Genomic DNA, 19883 nt, shown 5'->3' with positions numbered 1-19883 from the left:
TTCAAAATTCAAAATTCAAGAGTTTTTCTACCTCTGCTCCCTTGTCCCCCTTGTCTCCCTTGTCCCCCTTGTCTCCCTTGTCTCCCCCTGCCCCCTGCCCCCCTGCTCCCCTGCCCCCTACCTTTCTGAATAAAGAACTAGCCAGTGGCGCACTAAACTCTCTACAATAAATCCCTGGTTGATTGAAAAAACTATAGTTGTAATTATGACGAATCAAGCTCCTATCCCGGTAATTGTGAATGGTGCGGCTGGAAAAATGGGTCGTGAGGTGGTGAAGGCGGTAGCACAAGCACCAGATTTAAACCTGATGGGCGCAATTGACCACAGTGCAGAACATCAAGGTAAAGATGCTGGGGAACTAGCAGGTTTAGCAGAACCGTTGGAAATACCCATTACTAACCAACTAGAGCCGATGTTGGGCTATGTAGCTGGGGAAAGGCAAGGGCCTCCTGGGGTGATAGTAGACTTTACCCATCCTGATTCAGTTTACGATAACGTGCGGAGTGCGATCGCCTACGGGATTCGTCCTGTGGTAGGGACTACGGGGTTAAGTCCAGAACAACTGCAAGATTTAGCGGACTTTGCCGAAAAAGCTAGTACAGGTTGTTTAGTTATTCCCAACTTCTCCATTGGCATGGTACTACTACAACAAGCCGCCGTCACCGCTTCACAATATTTTGATCACGTAGAAATTATTGAACTGCATCACAACCAAAAAGCAGACGCGCCTAGTGGGACAGCCATTCAAACGGCTCAATTACTAACTGAGATGGGTAAAACTTTTAACCCAGCAATTGTAGAAGAAACGGAGAAAATCCCAGGGGCTAGAGGTAGTTTAGCTGGGGAAGGGATTAGAATACATAGTGTAAGGTTGCCTGGACTGATAGCCCATCAAGAAGTAATTTTTGGCGCACCAGGACAAATTTATACATTACGCCATGATACCAGCGATCGCGCTTGCTATATGCCAGGAGTATTACTAGCAATTCGCAAAGTTTTACAGTTAAAGTCATTAGTATATGGCTTAGAAAAAATCCTCTAGCCACCCACTTTAGTCTAGAGTTTCTACCCCTGCCCCCTGCCCCCTGCCCCCTGCCCCCTGCCCCCTGCCCCCTGCCTCTTATCCCTATTTATTATGCTTGTCCCACTGACTCGCCAGAAATTTGAACAACTCATTCCCCTGATTGCGACTGGCCCACAGTACAAGTATTATTGGGGGAAGTTTGCCAATTTTTTGCAACGTCTGTTGATTTCCGTAGTAGTTGTGGCTGCGATTCTGCTGGTAAAGGTGCTGTTTCGGTTGGTAACTAGCCCCATATTATTTTTTGTAGGAATCGTCGCCGCACTGTTTTGGATGTGGTATCCCATATTTCAAGCCAGTCTACGGAATGTCCAATGCCGCCGTTACAAATATAGTGGCTTTTTCCGGGGTAGGATTCTTGATTGGTGGATTACAGACAAGTTAATTGGCAAACAAGAAACCGTCAACAGTAAAGGCGAACTGGTGATTGTCGAAAACCGGGAAAAGCGGATTAATATTGAAGTTGGTGACGATACAGGCTTTAGTGTTGAATTACAAGCCCCATTGCGTCCTTTTCATAAAGAAATTACTCGTGGACAGATAGCAGAAATGATTCTCATGTCAAATCGCCCAGATTTGAGCGAAATTGAAGATTTTACTGATGTTTATATTCCCAGTCGGAATATTTGGGTAAGTGATTATCCTTACATTCGCAGAGATTTCTTTGATGAAGTTAGCAGTCGTCTACGGGAAAACCGACAATCAAGAAAACAAAACTCCCGCCGTCCTCGTCGCAGACAAGATTAAATCAGTGCTGGGTGTTGGGTGAACAGAAATCATCGGCGTATGGTGCGGTTTTACAGCACACCAACGCACTCCACCAATTGGTGTGGTGTTTCACCAACGATAAACACATCACTCTTGACTGATAACTGATAACTGATAACTGATAACTGTTAAAGTTCTCGTCGGCGGGGAATATCATAAATCATGAAATCATGAGCCATATCTGTATTTGGAAAAATAGCGCGGGCTTCTTTGAGTAAATCTCTTAAATCTAAAACATTCCCAGGAGCGTACCGGGGGCTAAAATGAGTCATAATCAGTTTATGTGTTCCCGACGCTAAAGCTGTTTGTGCTGCCATTGTAGTTGTCGAGTGCAACCTTTGAAAAGCCATTTCTGCATCTTGATGAGCAAAGGTAGCTTCATGAATTAACACATCAGCATCTTGAGCTAATTCGACAGCACCATCACAATAAATTGTGTCTGTACAATAGGCAAACTTACGCCCTAATTCTGTAGGGCCACATAATTCTGTACCATGAATAACTCGGCCATCCTCTAGAGTCACGGTTTCACCGCGTTTGAGTTGACCATAAATCTTACCAGGCGGAATTTGTAAGGCTTTAGCTTTTTCCACATCAAAGCGTCCGGTGCGGTCTTTTTCGGCTACGCGATAGCCAAAAGCTGTAATGCGGTGATGCAAAATACCGCAACTTACCGTAAATTCTTCATCTTCATAGATGACACCCGGACGAACAGCATGAACTTTAATAGGGTAAGAAAAATGTGTATGGGAGTAGCGTGAAGCAGCTTGGATATAGTCATTTAATCCAGGTGGCCCATAAATATCCACTCTTTGTACATTACCAGCTAAACCACAACTAGCCAGCAGCCCCATCAACCCAAAAATATGGTCGCCGTGCATATGAGTAATAAATATTCGGGATAGCTGGCTGCTTTTTAGTTCACTCCGTAATAGTTGGTGTTGAGTACCTTCGCCACAGTCAAATAACCAGAGTTCTGCCCTTTGCGGTAATCTGAGGGCAACACTAGAAACATTACGTGATCTTGTAGGTACACCGGAACTCGTTCCCAAAAATGTGATCTGCACAGCGTTTTCTAGCCTTTTTCTTGCTCTGTTTTATATAGTGGCATGGTTAGTCAATTTACAATAGTGCGATCGCACAGAAGCGATAAATCGCCGTATCTACAAGTTTTGTATTGATTTTCAGTGAAAATTAGGGTTAGAGAACAGCGATTTTGTGACTTGTTCTAAGACTTTTAATGCTTGTAAAGAACCTCGAATGAGGCGAGTGGCTGCAATTGGTTGTTGGATAAATATTTTTGCTAAAGATAGAGGTTTAAGAGAACCATTCGGGTTGATGGCTGCCGTTAAGTCAGGGATATCATGGTGACAATCATCACTAACTACCCTTAACATTGCTACTTCTACCCCCATTTGATGGAAGAAGTCAAGGACAGCAAAACCTTCCATATCAACAACATCAACATTCATTGTTTCACCAAGGTCAAGTTTGTCGGCGGCGGAACAAATTATGCGATCGCTTGTTAATGATTTAATTATATTAACTGTTGAGGCTTGACTGTTGACTGTTGAGTGAATATGTGTATTAAGTTGATGACTGCATTCTTGGCGTTTTTGGTGATAAACACAATTTTCATACAGCACAATATCCCCAACTTTGTACTGTTGCTTCAAGCTACCGCATAAACCCATCACTAAGACTTCTGCTGTGATTTTAGTGCCAAAGTCTTGACTTTTTGACCATGTTTCTAAATATGTATTGACAGCTTTAACACCTATTGGTATGGCTACAACATCAGGCCTTTTACCACTCAATTGATTTAAACCACGACACACCGCCCCATACTCTGCACCTTGCGGCACTAAAATTGTTGAAATTACCAATTGATTTATCTTCCTTGTCTCCCTTGTCTCCCTGCCCCCTGCCCCCTGCTCCTGCCCCTGCCCCCCAAAACATAACTCGCAAACATGACAATGATTAATGTAGCATGACAAATAATTATCTCTTCCGCGTGATGATTTTCCAAGATGGCAAAGCTAAGTAGCGCAAAATCTGCACGAGAGCGTTTTAATATTTCCCGATTAGCTATTGAATTTTCATGGCTGACGGTGAGTTTTTGGATAGCGGTGGCTGTGGCTGGGATTCTAGCTTTCAGTTCCCTCAAGTATGCTCTGTTTCCAGACATTACCTTTCCGGTAGTCGTGGTGAATGCTACTGCGCCTGGGTTGGTAAATGCTTTAGACACAGAAGCCCAACTTACCAAACCCATAGAGGAACGCCTACGTTCTCTAGAAAGACTGGAGGATATTCGCTCATCTAGTTATCCTGGACAAGCTGCTGTTAGCTTGTCTTTTACTGTTGGTACAAATCTAGAAACATCGACTCGCAGCGTCGAAACAGCACTCAAACAGCTGACTTTACCCCAGGGAGCAAATTATCAAATTATTCCCTTGAACTTAAATGAATCAGCAGCCGTGAGTTATGCCATTGAGAGTTCTACACAGAGTCTCAATGATTTGACCAAGCTGGCAAATGATCAGATTATACCTGCGATCGCTAAATTACCAGGAGTGCTAAAAGTCTCACTATTAGGTGCTTCTAGCCCAACCCCTCCAATTAATGCCAATACTCCAACGGCGGCTTTAGCTCAAGGAGGAGGCAATTTAGTCAGATTTAATGGTGAAAACGCCCTGGCATTTCAAGTCATCAAGCGTGGTGATGCTAACACCTTGGAAGTAGTCAGTCGAGTGGAAAAGGAAGTGCAAACACTCCGCACTAACTTCTCAGATATTCAACTCACCCTAGCCGCTACCCAAGCAGAATATATTCACAATGCCACCCAGTCAACTATAGATGCCTTGATAGAAGCTATAGTCTTGGCGATTGTGGTAATTTTCCCATTTTTATGGAATTGGCGCGCCACTCTCATTTCTGCCTTAGCCATTCCAACATCTTTGTTGGCGACATTTATTGTCATGGCGATTTTTGGCTTTAACCTGGAAACAATTACGCTATTAGCGTTAGCTTTAGTTATTGGTAGTGTGATTGATGATGCCATCATTGATGTCGAAAATATCACGCGGCACATCGAAGAAGGTCAAAGTCCCAAGCAAGCTGCATACTCAGCTACCGATGAAATCGGCTTAACAGTAGTCGCTACAACTGCTACATCAGTAGCAGTGTTCTTACCTATTGGGTTGATGGGTGGAGTAGTGGGACAGTTTTTCAAACCATTTGGGATTACAGTTTCCGCCGCCTATATAGCTTCTACATTAGTGGCGCGGACTTTATCACCAGTATTATCTATCTACTGGCTCAAACCAAAACCATCTGCTACAACTTCTCGGCGTAGGGGAGTAAACAACATTGGGATCTATTTCACCAACGCTTATCGTAACTTACTCGCTTGGTCTTTAAACCACCGCACAATAGTAATTGCCTTAGCTGTACTCAGTTTTGTGGCTGGAATTGCTCTCATTCCCTTGATTCCCAAAGGATTTATCCCCAAATTAGATAGAGGCGAATTTAATATTACCTACACCGCGCCTCTGCCTCAAGTTCCTGATTTAGCAGCCTTGCAGAGACTAGGGGAGCAAGGTAGACAAGGTAGACAAGGTAGTAGTTTTTCTTTATCTTCCCAGTCCCCAATCCCCATCCCCAATCCCCTGAATGACTCCCTAGAGGTGGCAAAAAAATTAGAAGCGGTGGTGAGGAAGTCTCCAGATGTGGAAACAGTATTTACTACTGTTGGTTCTCGTGAGGGTGAACCGAATAAAGGGACACTTTATGTCAAACTCAAGGAAAACCGCAGTATAAAAACCGCAGAATTACAAGACCAATTACGCCAAACCTTGCCGAAACTTCCCGGTGTTACTACCAGCGTCGAAGATATTCAATTTGTCGATACTGGCGGACAAAAGCCTTTACAGATATCACTACGCGGTAATGACCTCAAAGCCTTGAGCCAAGCTGCTAACACCATTAAAGACCGGATTACCAAAATCCCAGGATTTGCGGATGTCACAGTTACAGGAGATACCAAAAATACAGGGCAAATTTTGCAGATTGAACGGCTCAACAGTCAACGGGTAGCCTATATTAGTGCCAACTTGGGTAAGGATTTAACTTTGGGTGATGCTACAGACAAAATTGTGGCAGAAGCACAAGGAGTTTTACCTGCTGATATCACTTTAGATTTAGGGGGAGATTCTGCCCGTCAAAATGAAGTGTTTGGCAGTTTTGCTTCTACTTTGGTCTTATCTGCACTATGTATCGTCGGCGTGTTGATTTTATTGTTTAGAAGTTGGGTAGATCCGGTAGTGATTGGTGTTTCCCTACCCTTAGCAGTTGTGGGAGCAATGCTAGCACTACTGTTTACCAAGAGTGACTTTGGCATGATTTCCCTGATTGGCTTTGTCTTCTTGCTGGGACTGGCAAACAAAAACGCCATTGTCTTGGTAGATTACATTAATCAACTACGCCAAACCGGACTAGAGCGAACTGAAGCCATACTCAAAGCGGGGCCAGTCAGACTTAGGCCAATTATGATGACTACCGTTTCCACCATTTTAGGGATGTTACCTATTGCGTTAGGTTTTGGTGCAGGTTCAGAATTGCGATCGCCTATGGCTGTAGCTATTGCTGGTGGTTTAGTGACTTCTACTATCCTCAGCTTGATTGTGATCCCCGTAGTCTACGCCATCTTAGACGATTGGTTTCCCAGGTTTAAAAAGGTGAAAAACTAATGCAAGTCTTTGTCACAGGGGGGACTGGTTTTATCGGCTCTCATGTGGTGCGCTTGTTGCTGCAACAGGGATACTCAGTCAAAGCACTGGTACGCCCTCACAGCAACTTGGGCAACCTCCGAGGGTTAAATGTAGAAATTGTCAAGGGGAATCTCAATTATCCAGAGTTGTGGGAGCAGATGCTTGGTTGCAAGTATCTATTTCATGTTGCCGCCCATTATTCCCTCTGGCAAAAAGACCGATATTTACTTTACCGTCACAACGTTGAGGGGACAGCTAATGTCTTGAGTGCCGCCCAAAAAGCTGGCATTGAGCGCACTGTATATACTAGTTCCGTGGCAGCTATTGGGGTGGGTGCATCGGGTCAAGTCGTCGATGAAACTCACCAAAGCCCTGTAGAAAAGCTCGTTGGGGATTACAAAAAATCGAAGTTCCTCGCCGAACAAGTAGCCATGCAAGCTGTAGCTAATGGCCAAGATATCGTAATTGTCAATCCCAGCAGTCCTATAGGGGCATTAGATATTAAACCCACACCTACAGGGGAGATTATCTTGCGATTTTTGCGGCGACAAATGCCCGCCTACGTCAACACCGGACTTAACTTTATTGATGTGCGAGATGTGGCCTGGGGACACTTACTAGCATTGCAAAAAGGCAAAACAGGCGATCGCTATATTTTAGGCCATCAAAATCTTACTCTCAAACAATTGCTAGAGCAACTCGCACAGATCACAGGAATACCCGCACCCCAACGCACTGTTCCTAACTGGCTACCTCTAGGTGTCGCCTGGATTGACGAAAAGATGCTTGCACCTTTAGGTAAAAATCCCTCAGTTCCCCTGGATGGTGTGCGGATGGCACAACAATCTATGTATTACGATGCCTCAAAAGCTGTCCAACAATTAGGTTTACCCCAATCTCCTGTGAATCTCGCCCTTAAAGACGCTGTAGATTGGTTTGTAGCCAATGGTTATGTCAATTAAGTTCTGATTCAGGACTAAAGTCCTAACTACGAACAAAAAGATGCTTTGATCTAGATAGAGAGGAGTGAATAACAAAAATGGCGATTAATCTACAACAAGCTATAGACATTGGTAAGTATCTAGTAACTCAACGTTTTTTAGGACGTAAAAAGTTTCCTTTAGTATTGATGTTAGAACCACTATTTCGCTGTAATTTGGCGTGTTCTGGTTGCGGTAAAATTCAACATCCTACAGAAATACTCAAGCAAAACTTAACTCCCGAACAGTGCTTTGCTGCTGTGGAAGAATGCGGCGCACCCGTCGTCTCAATTCCTGGGGGCGAACCTCTACTACACCCACAAATTGATGAAATTGTCAAGGGATTAGTAGAACGTAAAAAATATGTTTATTTATGTACCAACGGCTTGTTATTAGAAAAAAGCCTCGATAAGTTTCAGCCTTCTCAATATTTAACTTTCAGCGTCCATTTAGATGGAATGCGAGAATGGCATGATCAATGTGTAGACCGTAAAGGCGTATTTGATATTGCCGTCAAAGCCATCAAAGCCGCTAAAGCCAGAGGGTTTCGTGTCACCACTAACACCACCATTTTTGAAGGTTGCAATCCTCAAGAAATGCAGGAGTTTTTTGATTTCTTAGACAACCTAAATATAGATGGGATGATGATTTCCCCTGGTTATAGCTACGAATGGGCCCCAGATCAAGATAATTTTCTTAAACGGGAGCAAACCCGCGCCTTATTTAGAGAAATTCTTGCCCCCTACAAATCTGGGCGCAAAAATTGGAATTTCAACCATAACCCCTTATTTTTGGACTTTCTCATTGGTGAAAAAGACTATGAATGTACACCTTGGGGTAGTCCTAGCTATAGTGTTTTGGGTTGGCAAAAACCATGTTATCTCTTAAATGAAGGCTATTACACTACCTTTAAGGAATTACTAGAAACTACTGATTGGAGTCAATACGGTCGTGCTAGTGGTAATCCCAAGTGTGCTGATTGTATGGTTCACTGCGGTTATGAGCCAACAGCCGCAATGGATGCTATGCAACCCCAAAATATTGCCCGTTCTCTGGGAACTGTGTTTGGTAAATAGTTTGAAAAAGATGGAGCTTGTAACCCTATGGTTGTTGGGGCTGTCTATTCAGTCTACACTCCACACCTGCCCTATCTCCTAAAGCTTGCGGTGCGTTACGGCTTGCGCCTAACACACCCTACTAAGTTTAGGTAATACCAATTCTCTATGAAGTTGCATCAAATCAATGATGTAGAGACGTTGCATGCAACGTCTCTACAGTAGACCTCTTGCACGAATAATTGAACAATCCTAATACATAACTTCAAGAGTTATTTTCCTGCGTTCTTCTTTGCGTCTTTGCGCCTACCCTGCGGGAACGCCAAGGGCGAATGCGTGAGCTTTTAAACAATCTTGTTAGCAACACCAAAGTATTTATGCAAGAAGTCTAGTACAGAATAAAGTGCATCTTTATCAAGAAACGGTATAAGTATTTCAGGGCAGAAAAAATAGGTAATGACAGATGGCAGAAGCTAAAAATGTACTCGGCACAGATTTAGAGGTTTGCTGTACTTCTCCGATGACGGGATTTTATCGTGATGGGTTTTGTTCTACAGGGGCGTATGATCTGGGAATGCACGTTGTTTGCGCTCAAGTGACTGCTGAATTTTTAGAGTTTACCAAATCACAGGGTAATGACCTCAGCACACCTTTTCCTGAGTATAATTTTCCCGGATTAAAACCTGGCGATCGCTGGTGTTTATGTGCATCTCGTTGGCAAGAAGCCTTAGCAGCAGGTGTTGCTCCCCCTGTGGTGCTGACTGCTACCCATGCTAGAGCTTTGGAAGTGTGCGATCTGGCAGATTTACAAAAGTACGCTCTCCAATGATCACAAAAGCGATCGCACCTCAAATTTTACCCTAGGGCGATCGCTGTATCTACAATTTCAGATCAACTTCTAGCCAGCTTTCAAATTCACACTGTTTAATTGCTCTAGTAATGCCATCACATCACTACGACTGAGTTTTTCTTTGCCGTTGGCTAAAGCTTCAATCGTTCCATGTGCTAAAGCTAAGGGGATTTGGCAAAAGGCCAAAGCTGGGCCATCTGGCAAACTAGCAGTATAAGCATCTGCTAAAGTTAAATTCCGCAGGGCATATTCTTGCATATGGGCTAAATTCCAACCATCAGGTAAGAAATTCACCCCACGTCCTAAATCTTCCATATGGTTGCGAAGAATATTAACTGCTTGTAAGCCTCTACCAAAACCAATAGCTTGAGTCCGGTTAGTTTGTGTGCCATCGTACCAACTCCACAAATCTGAAAGCAACAAACCTACTGCACCCGCTACCCCAAATGTATAACGATCTAAATCAGCTTCTGTATGAACTTTCCAGTTCATTGCTGCCCAATAAGCCATCCTATCTGACATTGCCGCCGTCGCATCCCAAATTCGCGGTGCAATGGTTTCTGGTGCAAGTAGCGACCATTCTCTAATTCTGATTGTGACTTCTGCTAAAATATCCTCGTAACCGCTAAACCCGGCAGTAAAAGCATCGGCTGGGAAACCGTCAACTCCACTTTGTAGAGTCAGACTAATACTTTGTAAAAGTTTTGCCTTAGCAGCATTATCTAAATCGGAATGATCCTCAATTTCATCTATAGCACGCATACACAGGTACGCTGATGCTACTGCCTCCTGCAACCCTGACGGTAAAATACTAATCGGAATATAAAACGTTCGACTAGTTTCTTTGAGGATTTGCAAAGCATCACTACGTAAATCCATGTTGTCACTCCCCTGTTGATTTTTACACCACACGCAATTGGCAGTTCTTTTGATGATACTGGATATTGTTTTACGTAAACCTAAAAAAATAGAGATGTAATAATGATGTTTTTAGATAGTAATATTTTTTGGTATCAAAATTGACAAAATTTTCATTAATAATCAGAGCGTGGGTAGGGGGCAGGGAGTAGGGGGCAGGGGGCAGGGAGCAGGGGGCAGGGAGCAGGGGGCAGGGAGTAGGGGGCAGGGAGTAGGGGGCAGGGAGCAGGGGGCAGGGGGCAGGGGAGACAAGGGAGACAAGGGAGACAAGGTAGGGAGGGGAAAATTTACTTCCCCTAGACATTACTTATTACTCATTACTCATTACTCATTACTCATTACTCATTACTCATTACTCATTACTCATTACTTATTACTAATAACCTCAAACTCATTACTCATTACTAATTACTTATTACTTATTTAGATGACACCAAAACCGTATAAATAAAAATGGGTAAATCTGATCAAAGTCAACAGCCTAGCCTGAGCCTACCCTGGGTGAGACGGAATAAACCTGCTGCTGTGTACATTGTTGTTGTGAAAAATCTGTATATAGATAGATGTGGACTGAATCGGTGAAAGTAAGATGTATAAGGATGTCAAAATATAGGGAAAATAAAAACATCCCTCATAAGCTAGATGCGGTTATATAAATCTTAATGATAGGAGTGAACCGCTTGCGACTACAAGATACATATAATTATCTAGTTGCCAAAATTGCCAGTGCGATCGCTATTCTATTCGGCAGTTTAATTCTGGTTGCCTGGGGGTTAAAACTGCAATTTGTTCAGGGTAATTTATTAGGTATTGAAGTTACAACCAAAGTAAATACAGCAGTATGTTTTCTCCTCTCCGGTATTTCCTTGTGGTTGTTAGTAGGGACAAGGGGACAGAAATTAACTTACTTATCTAGAGTCTGTGGCATAGCTGTGGGTGTGTTGGCATCCGTGGCTTTGAGTAAATATTTATTCGGCTGGAATTTGGGCATAGATTCTCTCTCAGCCCCGATAACACAGTTTCACACAGGTATGGGGTGGAATACGTCCCTAAATTTCATCCTAGTGAGTTTAGCCCTACAGCTGTTAGTTAATCCCAGAAATAAACGCAGCTATTGGTATGCTCAAATATTCACTCTCATGGTAGCGGTGATTTCTCTACAGGTGGTGATAGGTTCTGTATACAAAGTGAAATTTGTCTATAGCCCTACTCCCAATATCCCATGTATGGGATTTTATACCGCATTATTATTTATAGTCCTGTGTGTAGGGATGTTATCAGGACGAGCCGAACAGGGATTAATGAAAATAGTAATTAGCGATAGCTATGGCGGCGCAATTACACGACGCTTATTAGTAGGTGCGATCGCATTTCCGATAATATTGGGGTGGTTAATCGTCCAAGGACAAAGAGCCGGACAATATGGGCCAGCCTTTGCCGTGTCAGTATTTGCCGTAATTTTAATTGTGATTTTTGCCATTGTAATTTGGCAAAGTGCGGTAATTATTGAATTACTCAGCCAACAACGCGATCGCGCCCAAAAAACAGCTAGAGTTTATGAAGAAAAACTCCGCAGTTTTGTAGATGCTAACATCATCGGCATTATCTTTACTGATATTTACGGTGGCATCGAACAAGCTAACAACGCCTTTCTAGAAATGATTGGTTCTTCCCAAGAAGAATTACTCACAGGTAGGTTAAATTGGCGGGAAATTACACCCCCAGAATATCTTCACTTGGATGAGCAAGGCATTGCCGAAGCTAAAAGTAACCCCAAAGGTGCTTGTACACCCTACGAAAAAGAATACATTCACAAGGATGGTAGCCGCATTCCAGTATTAATAGGTTACGTCCTTATAGGAGAAAATAAAGCAGAAGGAGTTGCTTTTATCTTCGACTTGAGAGAAAGTAAACAAGCACAAGCTGAACAAGAAAAATTAGTCTCTCTGATCGAAAACAGTAATGATTTTATAGGTTTAGCAACTCTAGAAGGCCAATCATTTTACCTTAATTATGCCGGTCAACAATTAGTAGGACTGAAAAATCTTGAGGAAGTCAGGGAAAAGCTAGTCTCAGATTATCTCATGCCTGAAGACAAAACCTACTTTCAAGAACAGATTATTCCGACTGTAATCACTCAAGGTCATTGGCATGGCGAATTTTATTTTCGACATTTTCAAACAGGCCAACCCATCCCAGTTGACCATCATATTTTTACCGTTAAAGATCAAAAAACCGGAGAACCCATTGCCTTAGCTACCGTAACTCGCAACATTACCGAGCAGAAGCAATCACAAGCAAAAATTCTCCAACTGAATAAAGATTTACAACGTCGAGTTACTGAGTTACAAACATTACTAGACGTAATTCCTATTGGCATTGGCATAGCAGAAGATCCCCAATGTCACAAGATTAAAGTTAACCCTGCCTTTGCTAAACAATTAGGAATATCACCAGATATCAACGCTTCTTTAACTGCTCCCAATGACGAAAAACCAACCCAGTTTAAAGTCTACCGCGACGGCAGAGAACTATTACCGACAGAATTGCCTATGCAATATGCGGCGGCGCATGGGGTAGAAGTTTTAGATTTTGAAGTGGATATCCTCCATGAGAATGGTAAAGTTACTCAATTATTAGAGTATGTTGCCCCACTATTTGACGAAGAAGGTAACACCAGAGGATGTATCGGCGCGTTTTTGAATATTACAGAACGCAAGGAAGCTGAAGAATTAGTCAGAAATCAACAAAAATGGTTGGAATATGTTTTAAACTTGATGCCCCGGCCATTATTATTTATTGAGCCGGGAACAGCAAGGGTAATATTTGCCAATCGTGCGGCTGATGAATTAGCCGGAGGTGAATTTCCCAAAGGTATACCAGCCGCAGATTATCACACCGCTTATTGCTTTACCGATGCCGCAGGTAATCCCATTCCGAATGACCAAATGCCAGGGGTGCGGGTGGCTCGTGGAGAACGTTTAGAAGGTGAGGAAATAGACTGGCACACCCCCAAGGGTATCTTATCTATATTAGTATTTGCCGATACACTACCAGCCATGCACGGCTATCCAGCTACCTGTATTTTAGTATTTCAAGATATTACTAAACTCAAACAAGCTGAAAAAGCCCTATCACTCAGTTATAAAAGACTGCAATTATTATTTAATACTGCTAGTCAATTATTATCTAGCACAGAACCATTAGCATTAATTGAGAGTTGCTTTAACAAATTAGCAGAACAAATAGAATTAGATGTTTATTTTAACTATTTAATAGTAGAAAATTGTCAGAAAATGCGTTTAGCTTCCTATAAAGGAATTGCCGCAGAATTAGCCCAAGAAATTGAGTATTTATCTCTAGGACAAGCCGTCTGTGGTGTTGTTGCTCAACAATGTCAATCAATTTATGTGGAAAATGTACAGCAATCAACTGACCCTAAAACAGAATTACTGCGCTCCGTTGGACTGACAGCTTATTATTGTTCTCCATTGATAGCACAGGGGAAAGTTTTAGGGACTCTGGGTTTCGGTAGCCGTTCTCGTACTGCTTTTAGTGAAAATCAAAAAGGGATGATGAAAGCAGTTTGTGATCAAATAGCAGTGGCAATGGAACGCACGGAATTAATCAGTTCTTTACAGCAGCAAACTGAACAGCTAACAACCGCTAATCGCATGAAAGATGAGTTTTTAGCTATACTTTCCCATGAATTGCGATCGCCTCTGAATGCTATCCTCGGTTGGTCACAATTGCTGCGAAGTCGCCAACTCAATGAAACTCAAATAGCTAAAGGCTTAGAAACCATTGAGCGCAACGCCAGAACCCAAACCCAGTTAATTGAAGACTTACTAGATATCTCACGGATGATTCGGGGTAAGTTGCGCCTCAATGTTTATACTTGTAATCTTGTTTCCATCATCGAATCAGCTATTGAAAATATTAAAATAGCCGCTCAAGCCAAAGCAATTAACTTGCAATTTTCCTTATTCCCTCAGTCAGCAGAAACTAGCCAATTTCTAATTTCCGGTGATTCTGAGCGATTACAACAAATTATCTGGAATCTCCTCTCAAATGCCATCAAATTTACCCCCCCAGATGGCAAAGTGGAAATTAAACTCTCTAAAGTTGAGGATGGTAAATTAGATACAAAAACAAGCTATGCCCAGATTCAAGTTATAGATACAGGCATTGGCATTAGTTCTAGTTTCTTACCCTATGTATTCGATCGCTTTCGTCAAGCCGACAGTTCCAGCACCAGATCCCACGGTGGATTAGGATTAGGTTTAGCGATCGTCAGACACTTAGTAGAATTACACGGTGGTACAGTCCACGTAGAAAGTCCCGGAGAAGAACAAGGAGCAACCTTTACCGTCAAACTACCACTCATCACCCCAACTCAGACCAGTGTCATCGAACCAGTCAGCCAATTAGCTTCCAATGCTTCCCCATTGGGTATGTGTCCTTCACTGTTAGGGGTACGGGTGCTAGTCGTAGATGATGAAGCGGATTCTCGTGATTTTGCTACCACAATATTACAACAGTGTCAAGCCCAAGTTCAAGCAGTCGATTCTGTGGCAGCCGCATTAGAGATGATTAGCCAGTGGCAACCAGATGTTTTAATTAGTGACATTGGTATGCCCCATGAAGACGGATACTCCCTCATCCGCAAACTGCGATCGCTCCCTCCAGAAAAAGGAGGTAAAACCCCAGCCGCCGCCCTCACAGCCTACGCCAGAGCCGAAGATCGCACCCGCGCCATTCAAGAAGGATATCAGCTACATTTACCCAAGCCAATTGAACCAGTTGAGTTAGCCACAGTAGTCGCTAGCCTCATGAAAAGAAACCGTTAACAAACACTATTTCTTTTGCAATTGGACTAAAGTTTCGTAAATTTGTTGTTTTAATTTATTATTGTTGGGAATTTCCATTGTGATTCTATTGAACCTGTCAATAGATAACCCATGATTTTCGACAATTTGTTGAGAACGTTTACAATAACTAACTGCAAGATTTCTAGCTCGATCGGGCAAGTTATTCATACTACTAGGGTCATTACAAACTATTGTAGGAACATTCCCGACTATTTTTTTAATTTCTCCAAAAGCATATTGACGTGCAGGCTCCATTGCTAATAAAGCTTGAGCATAACTGGTAATTTCATTTTGATTAACAGAAAGATTTTGAGCATGAGCTTTGACACTAAATGTACTCAAAACCAAACTAGTTGTAGTTATCAGTCCAAATAAGAAGCTATGAGTTATCCTCTTGTGCATACTCGTTTGGAAAAACAAATTAATAGTCTTCATAGGATGTGACACAGAACCACGGCAAGGAGTATTACATGACTTTGAATTAGTTTAGAAGTGATAAGTTCCAGAGAACTTTGATCGCTCCCATGATATTTATGATTAATTACGCCGACATACTTGACATAGTTCTATGACTTTAGTTTGTAGGACAGATACATCTCCAGAGCCTTTTTTAAAAGTAAACTCTAACTCTAATAGAAGAGGTAAGCAGGAAATTAGTTGCCTTAAAGAGAGGGATTGCACCTCTTGCTGTAAAAAATAGATCCGTTTGGGATTACCAACTTCAGCAGCTTTAGCGATCGCTTGGGGATTGCGTTCACCGCTTTCTAGCATCAACTTCACCCATAACCAAGTACGAAATTGACCGACAAGGGTAGCAATTATCCGTAATTCTGGCTCGGCAGCATTAACGAGATCCCCTAAGACTGTCAAAGCTTTAACGGTGTCCCCCGTTCTCATTGCTGCGGCTAGTTGCAGGCTATTTTGAGTAGTATTCCTGACTAAAAGCATCACAGTATCTACATCTACAGGTTGATGGCTACCCTCAGCATAAAGACGTAATTTCTCTATTTCATTGTAAAGGAGTCGTGTATCATTACCTACAGCCTCTGCTAAAACTTCCGCAGACTTAGCAGTAAGTTTTACGCCCACGGTTTGCGCCGCTTGATTCACAGCTTGTATCAGTAATTCTGTCTTCCAAGGTGGAATTAAGGGAAACTCACGGAACTCAGTAGCGTATTGTTTGATTAATTTCGTAGATTTTAGACGCTCGTCTGGTTTTTGCCGGGAAGTCAGTAATAAATAGGAATTGTCAGGAATAACCGGTAAAGTCCGCGTCAGTTCTGCTAAGACATTTTCAGGACACTGCTGGCAAACAGTCGTATTGATTAGCCATACCAAACGCCCCCCAGTCCCAAAAGGTGGAGTCATAACTTGATTTAAGGCTGCCATAGGGGCATCAGCTTGATCGGGGAGAAACCCAGTATAGTTAAAACTAGTCCATAGAGGATCAAGAATGCGATCGCGCAATATTGCCACTGCCTTTTCTATGGCAAAATCATCCTCACCCCAGTAGAAGTAAATACTCATTAGTCACTTGTCAACGGTCAACCCTCATTTATTTAATTTAAACTAGCTATTAAATTATGAAAATTTTCCTTAAAATCTATCAAGTGAGAGCGCGAGGCAACGAAGATTGGACGACAACTACCAAATTTATCTAAATCGGGTAGCAAGACTGACACTACCAGAAGCTTATAAATCTCAGGTGCAGAATATTCAGGAATCCTATAAATTTCAGCCATCTGAGGGAGCGAGAGTTGCAGTTAATTTTCCTGGTTATACCCTAATTACGCCACCGGCGGCGGAAGATTCGGAAAATTCGGCTTTTTACGCTACTTTAGAAGGTTATCAACAGGAAATTTTAGAATTAGCTAGCAATCAAAATTTGATTGTTCCTTTACCTGCGGAGAGTTTCCACTTAACCTTAGCAGATTTGATTTGGGATAGTGCTTATCGTCATGCTTGTGAGAAAAATCCCCAATTTGAGGAGCAATTACACTCCTGCATTACAGAAACATTTCAGCAATATCAAGAATCCTTGACACAAAAGAGTCAGGCGATCGCGTGGCAAGTGCTAGGAATAGTCTTAATGCCTAGAGCTATAGGTGTGTGCCTAGTTCCTAAAGATGAAAGTGGCTACGAACAAATTCTGAAATTTCGGCGCACAATTTACCAAAATCCCAAATTAATCGCCTTGGGAATTGAACAACACTATCATTTTACCGCCCATGTCACCTTGGGTTATTTCGGAGATATTTCACCAGATTTAGACAGAGTAAAATTCGCCGATGCACTCACACAATTAAATCAAAAATGGATGTTTAACCTACCAGAAATATCCATTCATCGTGTCGAACTGCGAAAATTCGACGATATGACCCGTTATTATCGAGAATCAGACTGGCCTAGTTTATCGTTTTAATTAGGGGCTTTTGACTTGATAGACAGGGGAGACAAGGGAGACAAGAAATAATAATTCTTGTGACTTTTTACAACCGTACTCCTATCCAAGACGCTAGCGTCTCGGATAGGATTCCATTACGAATTACGTTAGCGTAGCGGGGCGCAGCCCATTACGAATTACGAATTACGAATTACGAATTACGAATTAATTTTATCCTTTCACCCAATCCCCATTTTGATAAACCAAATAAATGGCTTCCAACACAATATCTGGGTGAATATTGTTAGGTAAATAATCTATATTCAAAATCTCTTTAATTTGTTGAGATAACTTTAGAGATAATGCACTTCTTGCCTTGACTGACATACTGCTACGTCTGTGTAAATATTCCCGAATTACCGCAAAATCATCAGGTAATAATCGTGATAAATCAGTAACTTGAATTAACTCCTGATATAGTGATTGAGCTTGTTCAGAAATCAAGATACTTGCTGATGTAGTTGTTGTCTCAGCTTGAATGACAATTGTACCTGCAACTAAATCCCCAAGACGCTTTTCCCCACTACTAAACATAATTAATAAAGCTCCTATAAATAGAAACTCATCAAATGGTCTGAGGAGAGCGCGTAAGGTTGCCTGCTGCATCCCAATGGGTCTACCATTATCACGAACTACACGAATTTTTGCAGCTTTTTTACCAGGAGTTTGACCTTGCCATAGAGTTTCAAAAACTACAAAATAGCCAGCGTAAATTACAAAGCTAACAATAAATGTAATGGCTAATAACCACACATCAACTTTAGAACCAAAAATTTGTTGCCAAAAATCTGATAATTGACCGACAATAATAGTCCAAGCAATTAAGAAAGTAATCAAAATTGCAGCTAAGACGAAGTAGTCAAGCAGCAACGCCCAAGCTCGATTACCAATACCTGCAAGGGTAAATTCTAACTCTACACTTTCTGGTGTGCGGTATTTAACACGGTTAAACAGGTGCATAATCTCAATTACCCAAATTTGGCGGTTAAAAGTGAGGCTTTAGCCCATTACACATTACGTAGCTTGTTTCCGCGTAGCGTCTTGTAGAGAACCGCAACGGAGTCTATTACGAATTACGAATTACGTTAATTACGAATTACGTTAGCGTAGCGGGGCGCAGCCCATTACGAATTTCCTTAAAATTCCCGTTCCCGTAATTTTAGCCCTAACCCTTCCCGGCGACTCCGCAAGTCGTAGTAAATCACAGCTTTAATTGACTGCCAAAACGGTAAAAAGGCTGCATTTAATAAGTATGCTAAAACAAATGTGACTAAATAAACTGCGGCTATGGAGTAAACAGCATTTACTGAGCCACTGATAGCATCTTGGATGGATTGTAATAATATAGGTTGGGTGATGCTTTGGGTAATTAGCTGAAAAACTAATTGGATTGGGAATGTAATTAACAAACCTACAAATAATATTAAAACAATGCGCCAAGCATTATTTTGAGTTAATTCCCAACTGCGTCCAACTGTGGTAACTGCATCAAGGTTATTTTCTATTCCTATTAACACATCAGCAATCAAAAACCTAGAAGAAAACCATACAATAGCAGATAAAATGACAAAATATACCACGATAGTTAGCAGTATCGTAACTACATTAGGTTCTGTTGCTCCCAATCCAAATTGCATTAATGCTAGGACAATTCCCCCAACTATAGAAATAATGACAAAGATAGCTAAGAAAATCAGAAATAATAACAGTGCATTGAAAACAAATGTCCATAACTTAGGGTTAACTTGACTGCGAGCTATACTAACAGTTTCTGGTTGATTGACTAATTCGCCAAATGCTAACCTAGAAATAATTGAAGTGTTAACTAACGCTTTACCCAAACCATACAAAAAAGCAATTATTCCCACTACCACTAAAACTACCCAAATCCCAGGGGCATTATTATTAAAGCGAACATTCCAAAAACCTACTAAACCAGCACCGATGAAAAACAATAATGGTAAAAATGACCATAAAGAAGCGATTAAAGCCACTAAAAAGTAATCCTTGAGATGAGAACGATAGAGTCGTATTCCTGCACTCACCACATTACCCACACTCAGTGGTTGCATAGGACTAGGAGAACCAATATTGCCTGCCATAAGGTTGAGCCTTCCTGAAAATTACGGGTATGAATTTGAACCTATA

Annotated in this window: 18 protein-coding genes; 9 read left to right on the top strand and 9 right to left on the bottom strand. The window is 41.9% G+C overall.

Annotation, left to right across the window (positions count from 1 at the left end; all coding sequences use genetic code 11):
• Position 1: 1 nt before the first annotated feature.
• Positions 2 to 217 (bottom strand): hypothetical protein, encoded by a 216-nt coding sequence (locus ACPZ3T_RS17630; RefSeq protein WP_490270766.1) that lies wholly within the window; start codon positions 215 to 217, stop codon positions 2 to 4.
• Between ACPZ3T_RS17630 and dapB the strand changes: the two genes are divergently transcribed.
• Both dapB and ACPZ3T_RS17620 read left to right on the top strand, forming a co-directional pair.
• Positions 206 to 1042 (top strand): 4-hydroxy-tetrahydrodipicolinate reductase, encoded by an 837-nt coding sequence (gene dapB, locus ACPZ3T_RS17625; protein ID WP_490270765.1) that lies wholly within the window; start codon positions 206 to 208, stop codon positions 1040 to 1042. The genes ACPZ3T_RS17630 and dapB overlap by 12 nt on opposite strands.
• 93 nt (positions 1043 to 1135) lie before the next feature.
• Complete coding sequence (locus tag ACPZ3T_RS17620) at positions 1136 to 1828, top strand: DUF8619 family protein (protein ID WP_490270764.1); 693 nt, start codon at positions 1136 to 1138, stop codon at positions 1826 to 1828.
• 149 nt (positions 1829 to 1977) lie between these two features.
• On the opposite strand, the gene ACPZ3T_RS17615 is transcribed toward ACPZ3T_RS17620, so the two are convergent.
• The 3 genes from ACPZ3T_RS17615 to ACPZ3T_RS17605 all read right to left on the bottom strand — a co-directional run bounded on the left by ACPZ3T_RS17615 (position 1978) and on the right by ACPZ3T_RS17605 (position 4037).
• On the bottom strand, positions 1978 to 2916 hold the full coding sequence (locus tag ACPZ3T_RS17615) for a ribonuclease Z (protein ID WP_490270763.1): 939 nt from the start codon (positions 2914 to 2916) through the stop codon (positions 1978 to 1980).
• Positions 2917 to 3033: 117 nt separating this feature from the next.
• Positions 3034 to 3735, bottom strand: coding sequence for a 5'-methylthioadenosine/S-adenosylhomocysteine nucleosidase family protein (locus ACPZ3T_RS17610; RefSeq protein ID WP_490270762.1), 702 nt, complete (start codon positions 3733 to 3735; stop codon positions 3034 to 3036).
• 5 nt (positions 3736 to 3740) lie between these two features.
• Entirely contained in the window at positions 3741 to 4037 is a 297-nt protein-coding gene (locus ACPZ3T_RS17605) for a hypothetical protein (protein WP_490277423.1), read from the bottom strand.
• Between ACPZ3T_RS17605 and ACPZ3T_RS17600 the strand changes: the two genes are divergently transcribed.
• The 4 genes from ACPZ3T_RS17600 to ACPZ3T_RS17585 all read left to right on the top strand — a co-directional run bounded on the left by ACPZ3T_RS17600 (position 3961) and on the right by ACPZ3T_RS17585 (position 9482).
• On the top strand, positions 3961 to 6597 hold the full coding sequence (locus ACPZ3T_RS17600; RefSeq protein WP_490277258.1) for an efflux RND transporter permease subunit: 2637 nt from the start codon (positions 3961 to 3963) through the stop codon (positions 6595 to 6597). The two genes, ACPZ3T_RS17605 and ACPZ3T_RS17600, sit on opposite strands and share 77 nt — an antisense overlap.
• A complete protein-coding gene (gene hpnA, locus ACPZ3T_RS17595; RefSeq protein WP_490270761.1) occupies positions 6597 to 7580 on the top strand; it encodes a hopanoid-associated sugar epimerase in 984 nt (327 codons plus the stop codon). Before ACPZ3T_RS17600 ends, hpnA begins: the two co-directional genes overlap by 1 nt.
• A gap of 77 nt (positions 7581 to 7657) precedes the next feature.
• Positions 7658 to 8674: an adenosyl-hopene transferase HpnH gene (hpnH, locus tag ACPZ3T_RS17590; RefSeq protein ID WP_490270760.1), complete on the top strand. Its 1017-nt coding sequence runs from the start codon at positions 7658 to 7660 to the stop codon at positions 8672 to 8674.
• Positions 8675 to 9116: 442 nt separating this feature from the next.
• The gene (locus ACPZ3T_RS17585; RefSeq protein WP_490270759.1) at positions 9117 to 9482 is read left to right on the top strand and encodes a DUF2237 family protein; all 366 of its coding nucleotides are present in this window, start codon (positions 9117 to 9119) and stop codon (positions 9480 to 9482) included.
• 69 nt (positions 9483 to 9551) lie between these two features.
• Here ACPZ3T_RS17585 and ACPZ3T_RS17580 read toward each other — a convergent pair whose 3' ends face one another.
• Positions 9552 to 10382, bottom strand: coding sequence for a squalene/phytoene synthase family protein (locus ACPZ3T_RS17580; RefSeq protein ID WP_490270758.1), 831 nt, complete (start codon positions 10380 to 10382; stop codon positions 9552 to 9554).
• Between the two features lie 169 nt (positions 10383 to 10551).
• Between ACPZ3T_RS17580 and ACPZ3T_RS17575 the strand changes: the two genes are divergently transcribed.
• Together ACPZ3T_RS17575 and ACPZ3T_RS17570 are read left to right on the top strand one after the other, a co-directional pair.
• Positions 10552 to 10848 carry a hypothetical protein gene (locus tag ACPZ3T_RS17575; protein WP_490270757.1) on the top strand — a complete coding sequence of 99 codons (297 nt, stop codon included), beginning with the start codon at positions 10552 to 10554 and terminating at the stop codon, positions 10846 to 10848.
• A gap of 235 nt (positions 10849 to 11083) precedes the next feature.
• Positions 11084 to 15271 carry a PAS domain S-box protein gene (locus tag ACPZ3T_RS17570; RefSeq protein ID WP_490270756.1) on the top strand — a complete coding sequence of 1396 codons (4188 nt, stop codon included), beginning with the start codon at positions 11084 to 11086 and terminating at the stop codon, positions 15269 to 15271.
• A 6-nt stretch (positions 15272 to 15277) separates the two neighbouring features.
• On the opposite strand, the gene ACPZ3T_RS17565 is transcribed toward ACPZ3T_RS17570, so the two are convergent.
• Positions 15278 to 15694: a DUF4168 domain-containing protein gene (locus tag ACPZ3T_RS17565; RefSeq protein WP_490270755.1), complete on the bottom strand. Its 417-nt coding sequence runs from the start codon at positions 15692 to 15694 to the stop codon at positions 15278 to 15280.
• A gap of 135 nt (positions 15695 to 15829) precedes the next feature.
• Positions 15830 to 16819 carry a DNA polymerase III subunit delta gene (holA, locus tag ACPZ3T_RS17560; protein ID WP_490270754.1) on the bottom strand — a complete coding sequence of 330 codons (990 nt, stop codon included), beginning with the start codon at positions 16817 to 16819 and terminating at the stop codon, positions 15830 to 15832.
• Positions 16820 to 16925: 106 nt separating this feature from the next.
• Between holA and ACPZ3T_RS17555 the strand changes: the two genes are divergently transcribed.
• On the top strand, positions 16926 to 17714 hold the full coding sequence (locus ACPZ3T_RS17555) for a DUF1868 domain-containing protein (protein WP_490270753.1): 789 nt from the start codon (positions 16926 to 16928) through the stop codon (positions 17712 to 17714).
• A gap of 192 nt (positions 17715 to 17906) precedes the next feature.
• Here ACPZ3T_RS17555 and ACPZ3T_RS17550 read toward each other — a convergent pair whose 3' ends face one another.
• Positions 17907 to 18695, bottom strand: a complete 789-nt coding sequence (locus ACPZ3T_RS17550) for an RDD family protein (RefSeq protein WP_490270752.1) — start codon at positions 18693 to 18695, stop codon at positions 17907 to 17909.
• Positions 18696 to 18871: 176 nt separating this feature from the next.
• The gene (locus tag ACPZ3T_RS17545; protein ID WP_490270751.1) at positions 18872 to 19837 is read right to left on the bottom strand and encodes a DUF975 domain-containing protein; all 966 of its coding nucleotides are present in this window, start codon (positions 19835 to 19837) and stop codon (positions 18872 to 18874) included.
• Between the last annotated feature and the right edge of the window lie 46 nt (positions 19838 to 19883).

The sequence above is a fragment of the Aliinostoc maniaoense genome (assembly GCF_058172895.1).
Note: the sequence above shows the minus strand (reverse complement) of the source record. Positions and strands in the feature narration are given on the sequence as shown.

What these genes read in the sequence shown, in the direction of transcription:
- ACPZ3T_RS17580 (WP_490270758.1), bottom strand. Translation starts at nt 10,382, where the DNA reads ATGGATTTACGTAGTGATGCTTTGCAAATCCTCAAAGAAACTAGTCGA.
- ACPZ3T_RS17585 (WP_490270759.1), top strand. Translation starts at nt 9,117, where the DNA reads ATGGCAGAAGCTAAAAATGTACTCGGCACAGATTTAGAGGTTTGCTGT.
- ACPZ3T_RS17550 (WP_490270752.1), bottom strand. Translation starts at nt 18,695, where the DNA reads ATGCACCTGTTTAACCGTGTTAAATACCGCACACCAGAAAGTGTAGAG.
- ACPZ3T_RS17570 (WP_490270756.1), top strand. Translation starts at nt 11,084, where the DNA reads ATGATAGGAGTGAACCGCTTGCGACTACAAGATACATATAATTATCTA.
- holA (WP_490270754.1), bottom strand. Translation starts at nt 16,819, where the DNA reads ATGAGTATTTACTTCTACTGGGGTGAGGATGATTTTGCCATAGAAAAG.
- ACPZ3T_RS17605 (WP_490277423.1), bottom strand. Translation starts at nt 4,037, where the DNA reads ATGTCTGGAAACAGAGCATACTTGAGGGAACTGAAAGCTAGAATCCCA.
- ACPZ3T_RS17565 (WP_490270755.1), bottom strand. Translation starts at nt 15,694, where the DNA reads ATGCACAAGAGGATAACTCATAGCTTCTTATTTGGACTGATAACTACA.
- hpnA (WP_490270761.1), top strand. Translation starts at nt 6,597, where the DNA reads ATGCAAGTCTTTGTCACAGGGGGGACTGGTTTTATCGGCTCTCATGTG.
- ACPZ3T_RS17620 (WP_490270764.1), top strand. Translation starts at nt 1,136, where the DNA reads ATGCTTGTCCCACTGACTCGCCAGAAATTTGAACAACTCATTCCCCTG.
- ACPZ3T_RS17545 (WP_490270751.1), bottom strand. Translation starts at nt 19,837, where the DNA reads ATGGCAGGCAATATTGGTTCTCCTAGTCCTATGCAACCACTGAGTGTG.
- hpnH (WP_490270760.1), top strand. Translation starts at nt 7,658, where the DNA reads ATGGCGATTAATCTACAACAAGCTATAGACATTGGTAAGTATCTAGTA.
- dapB (WP_490270765.1), top strand. Translation starts at nt 206, where the DNA reads ATGACGAATCAAGCTCCTATCCCGGTAATTGTGAATGGTGCGGCTGGA.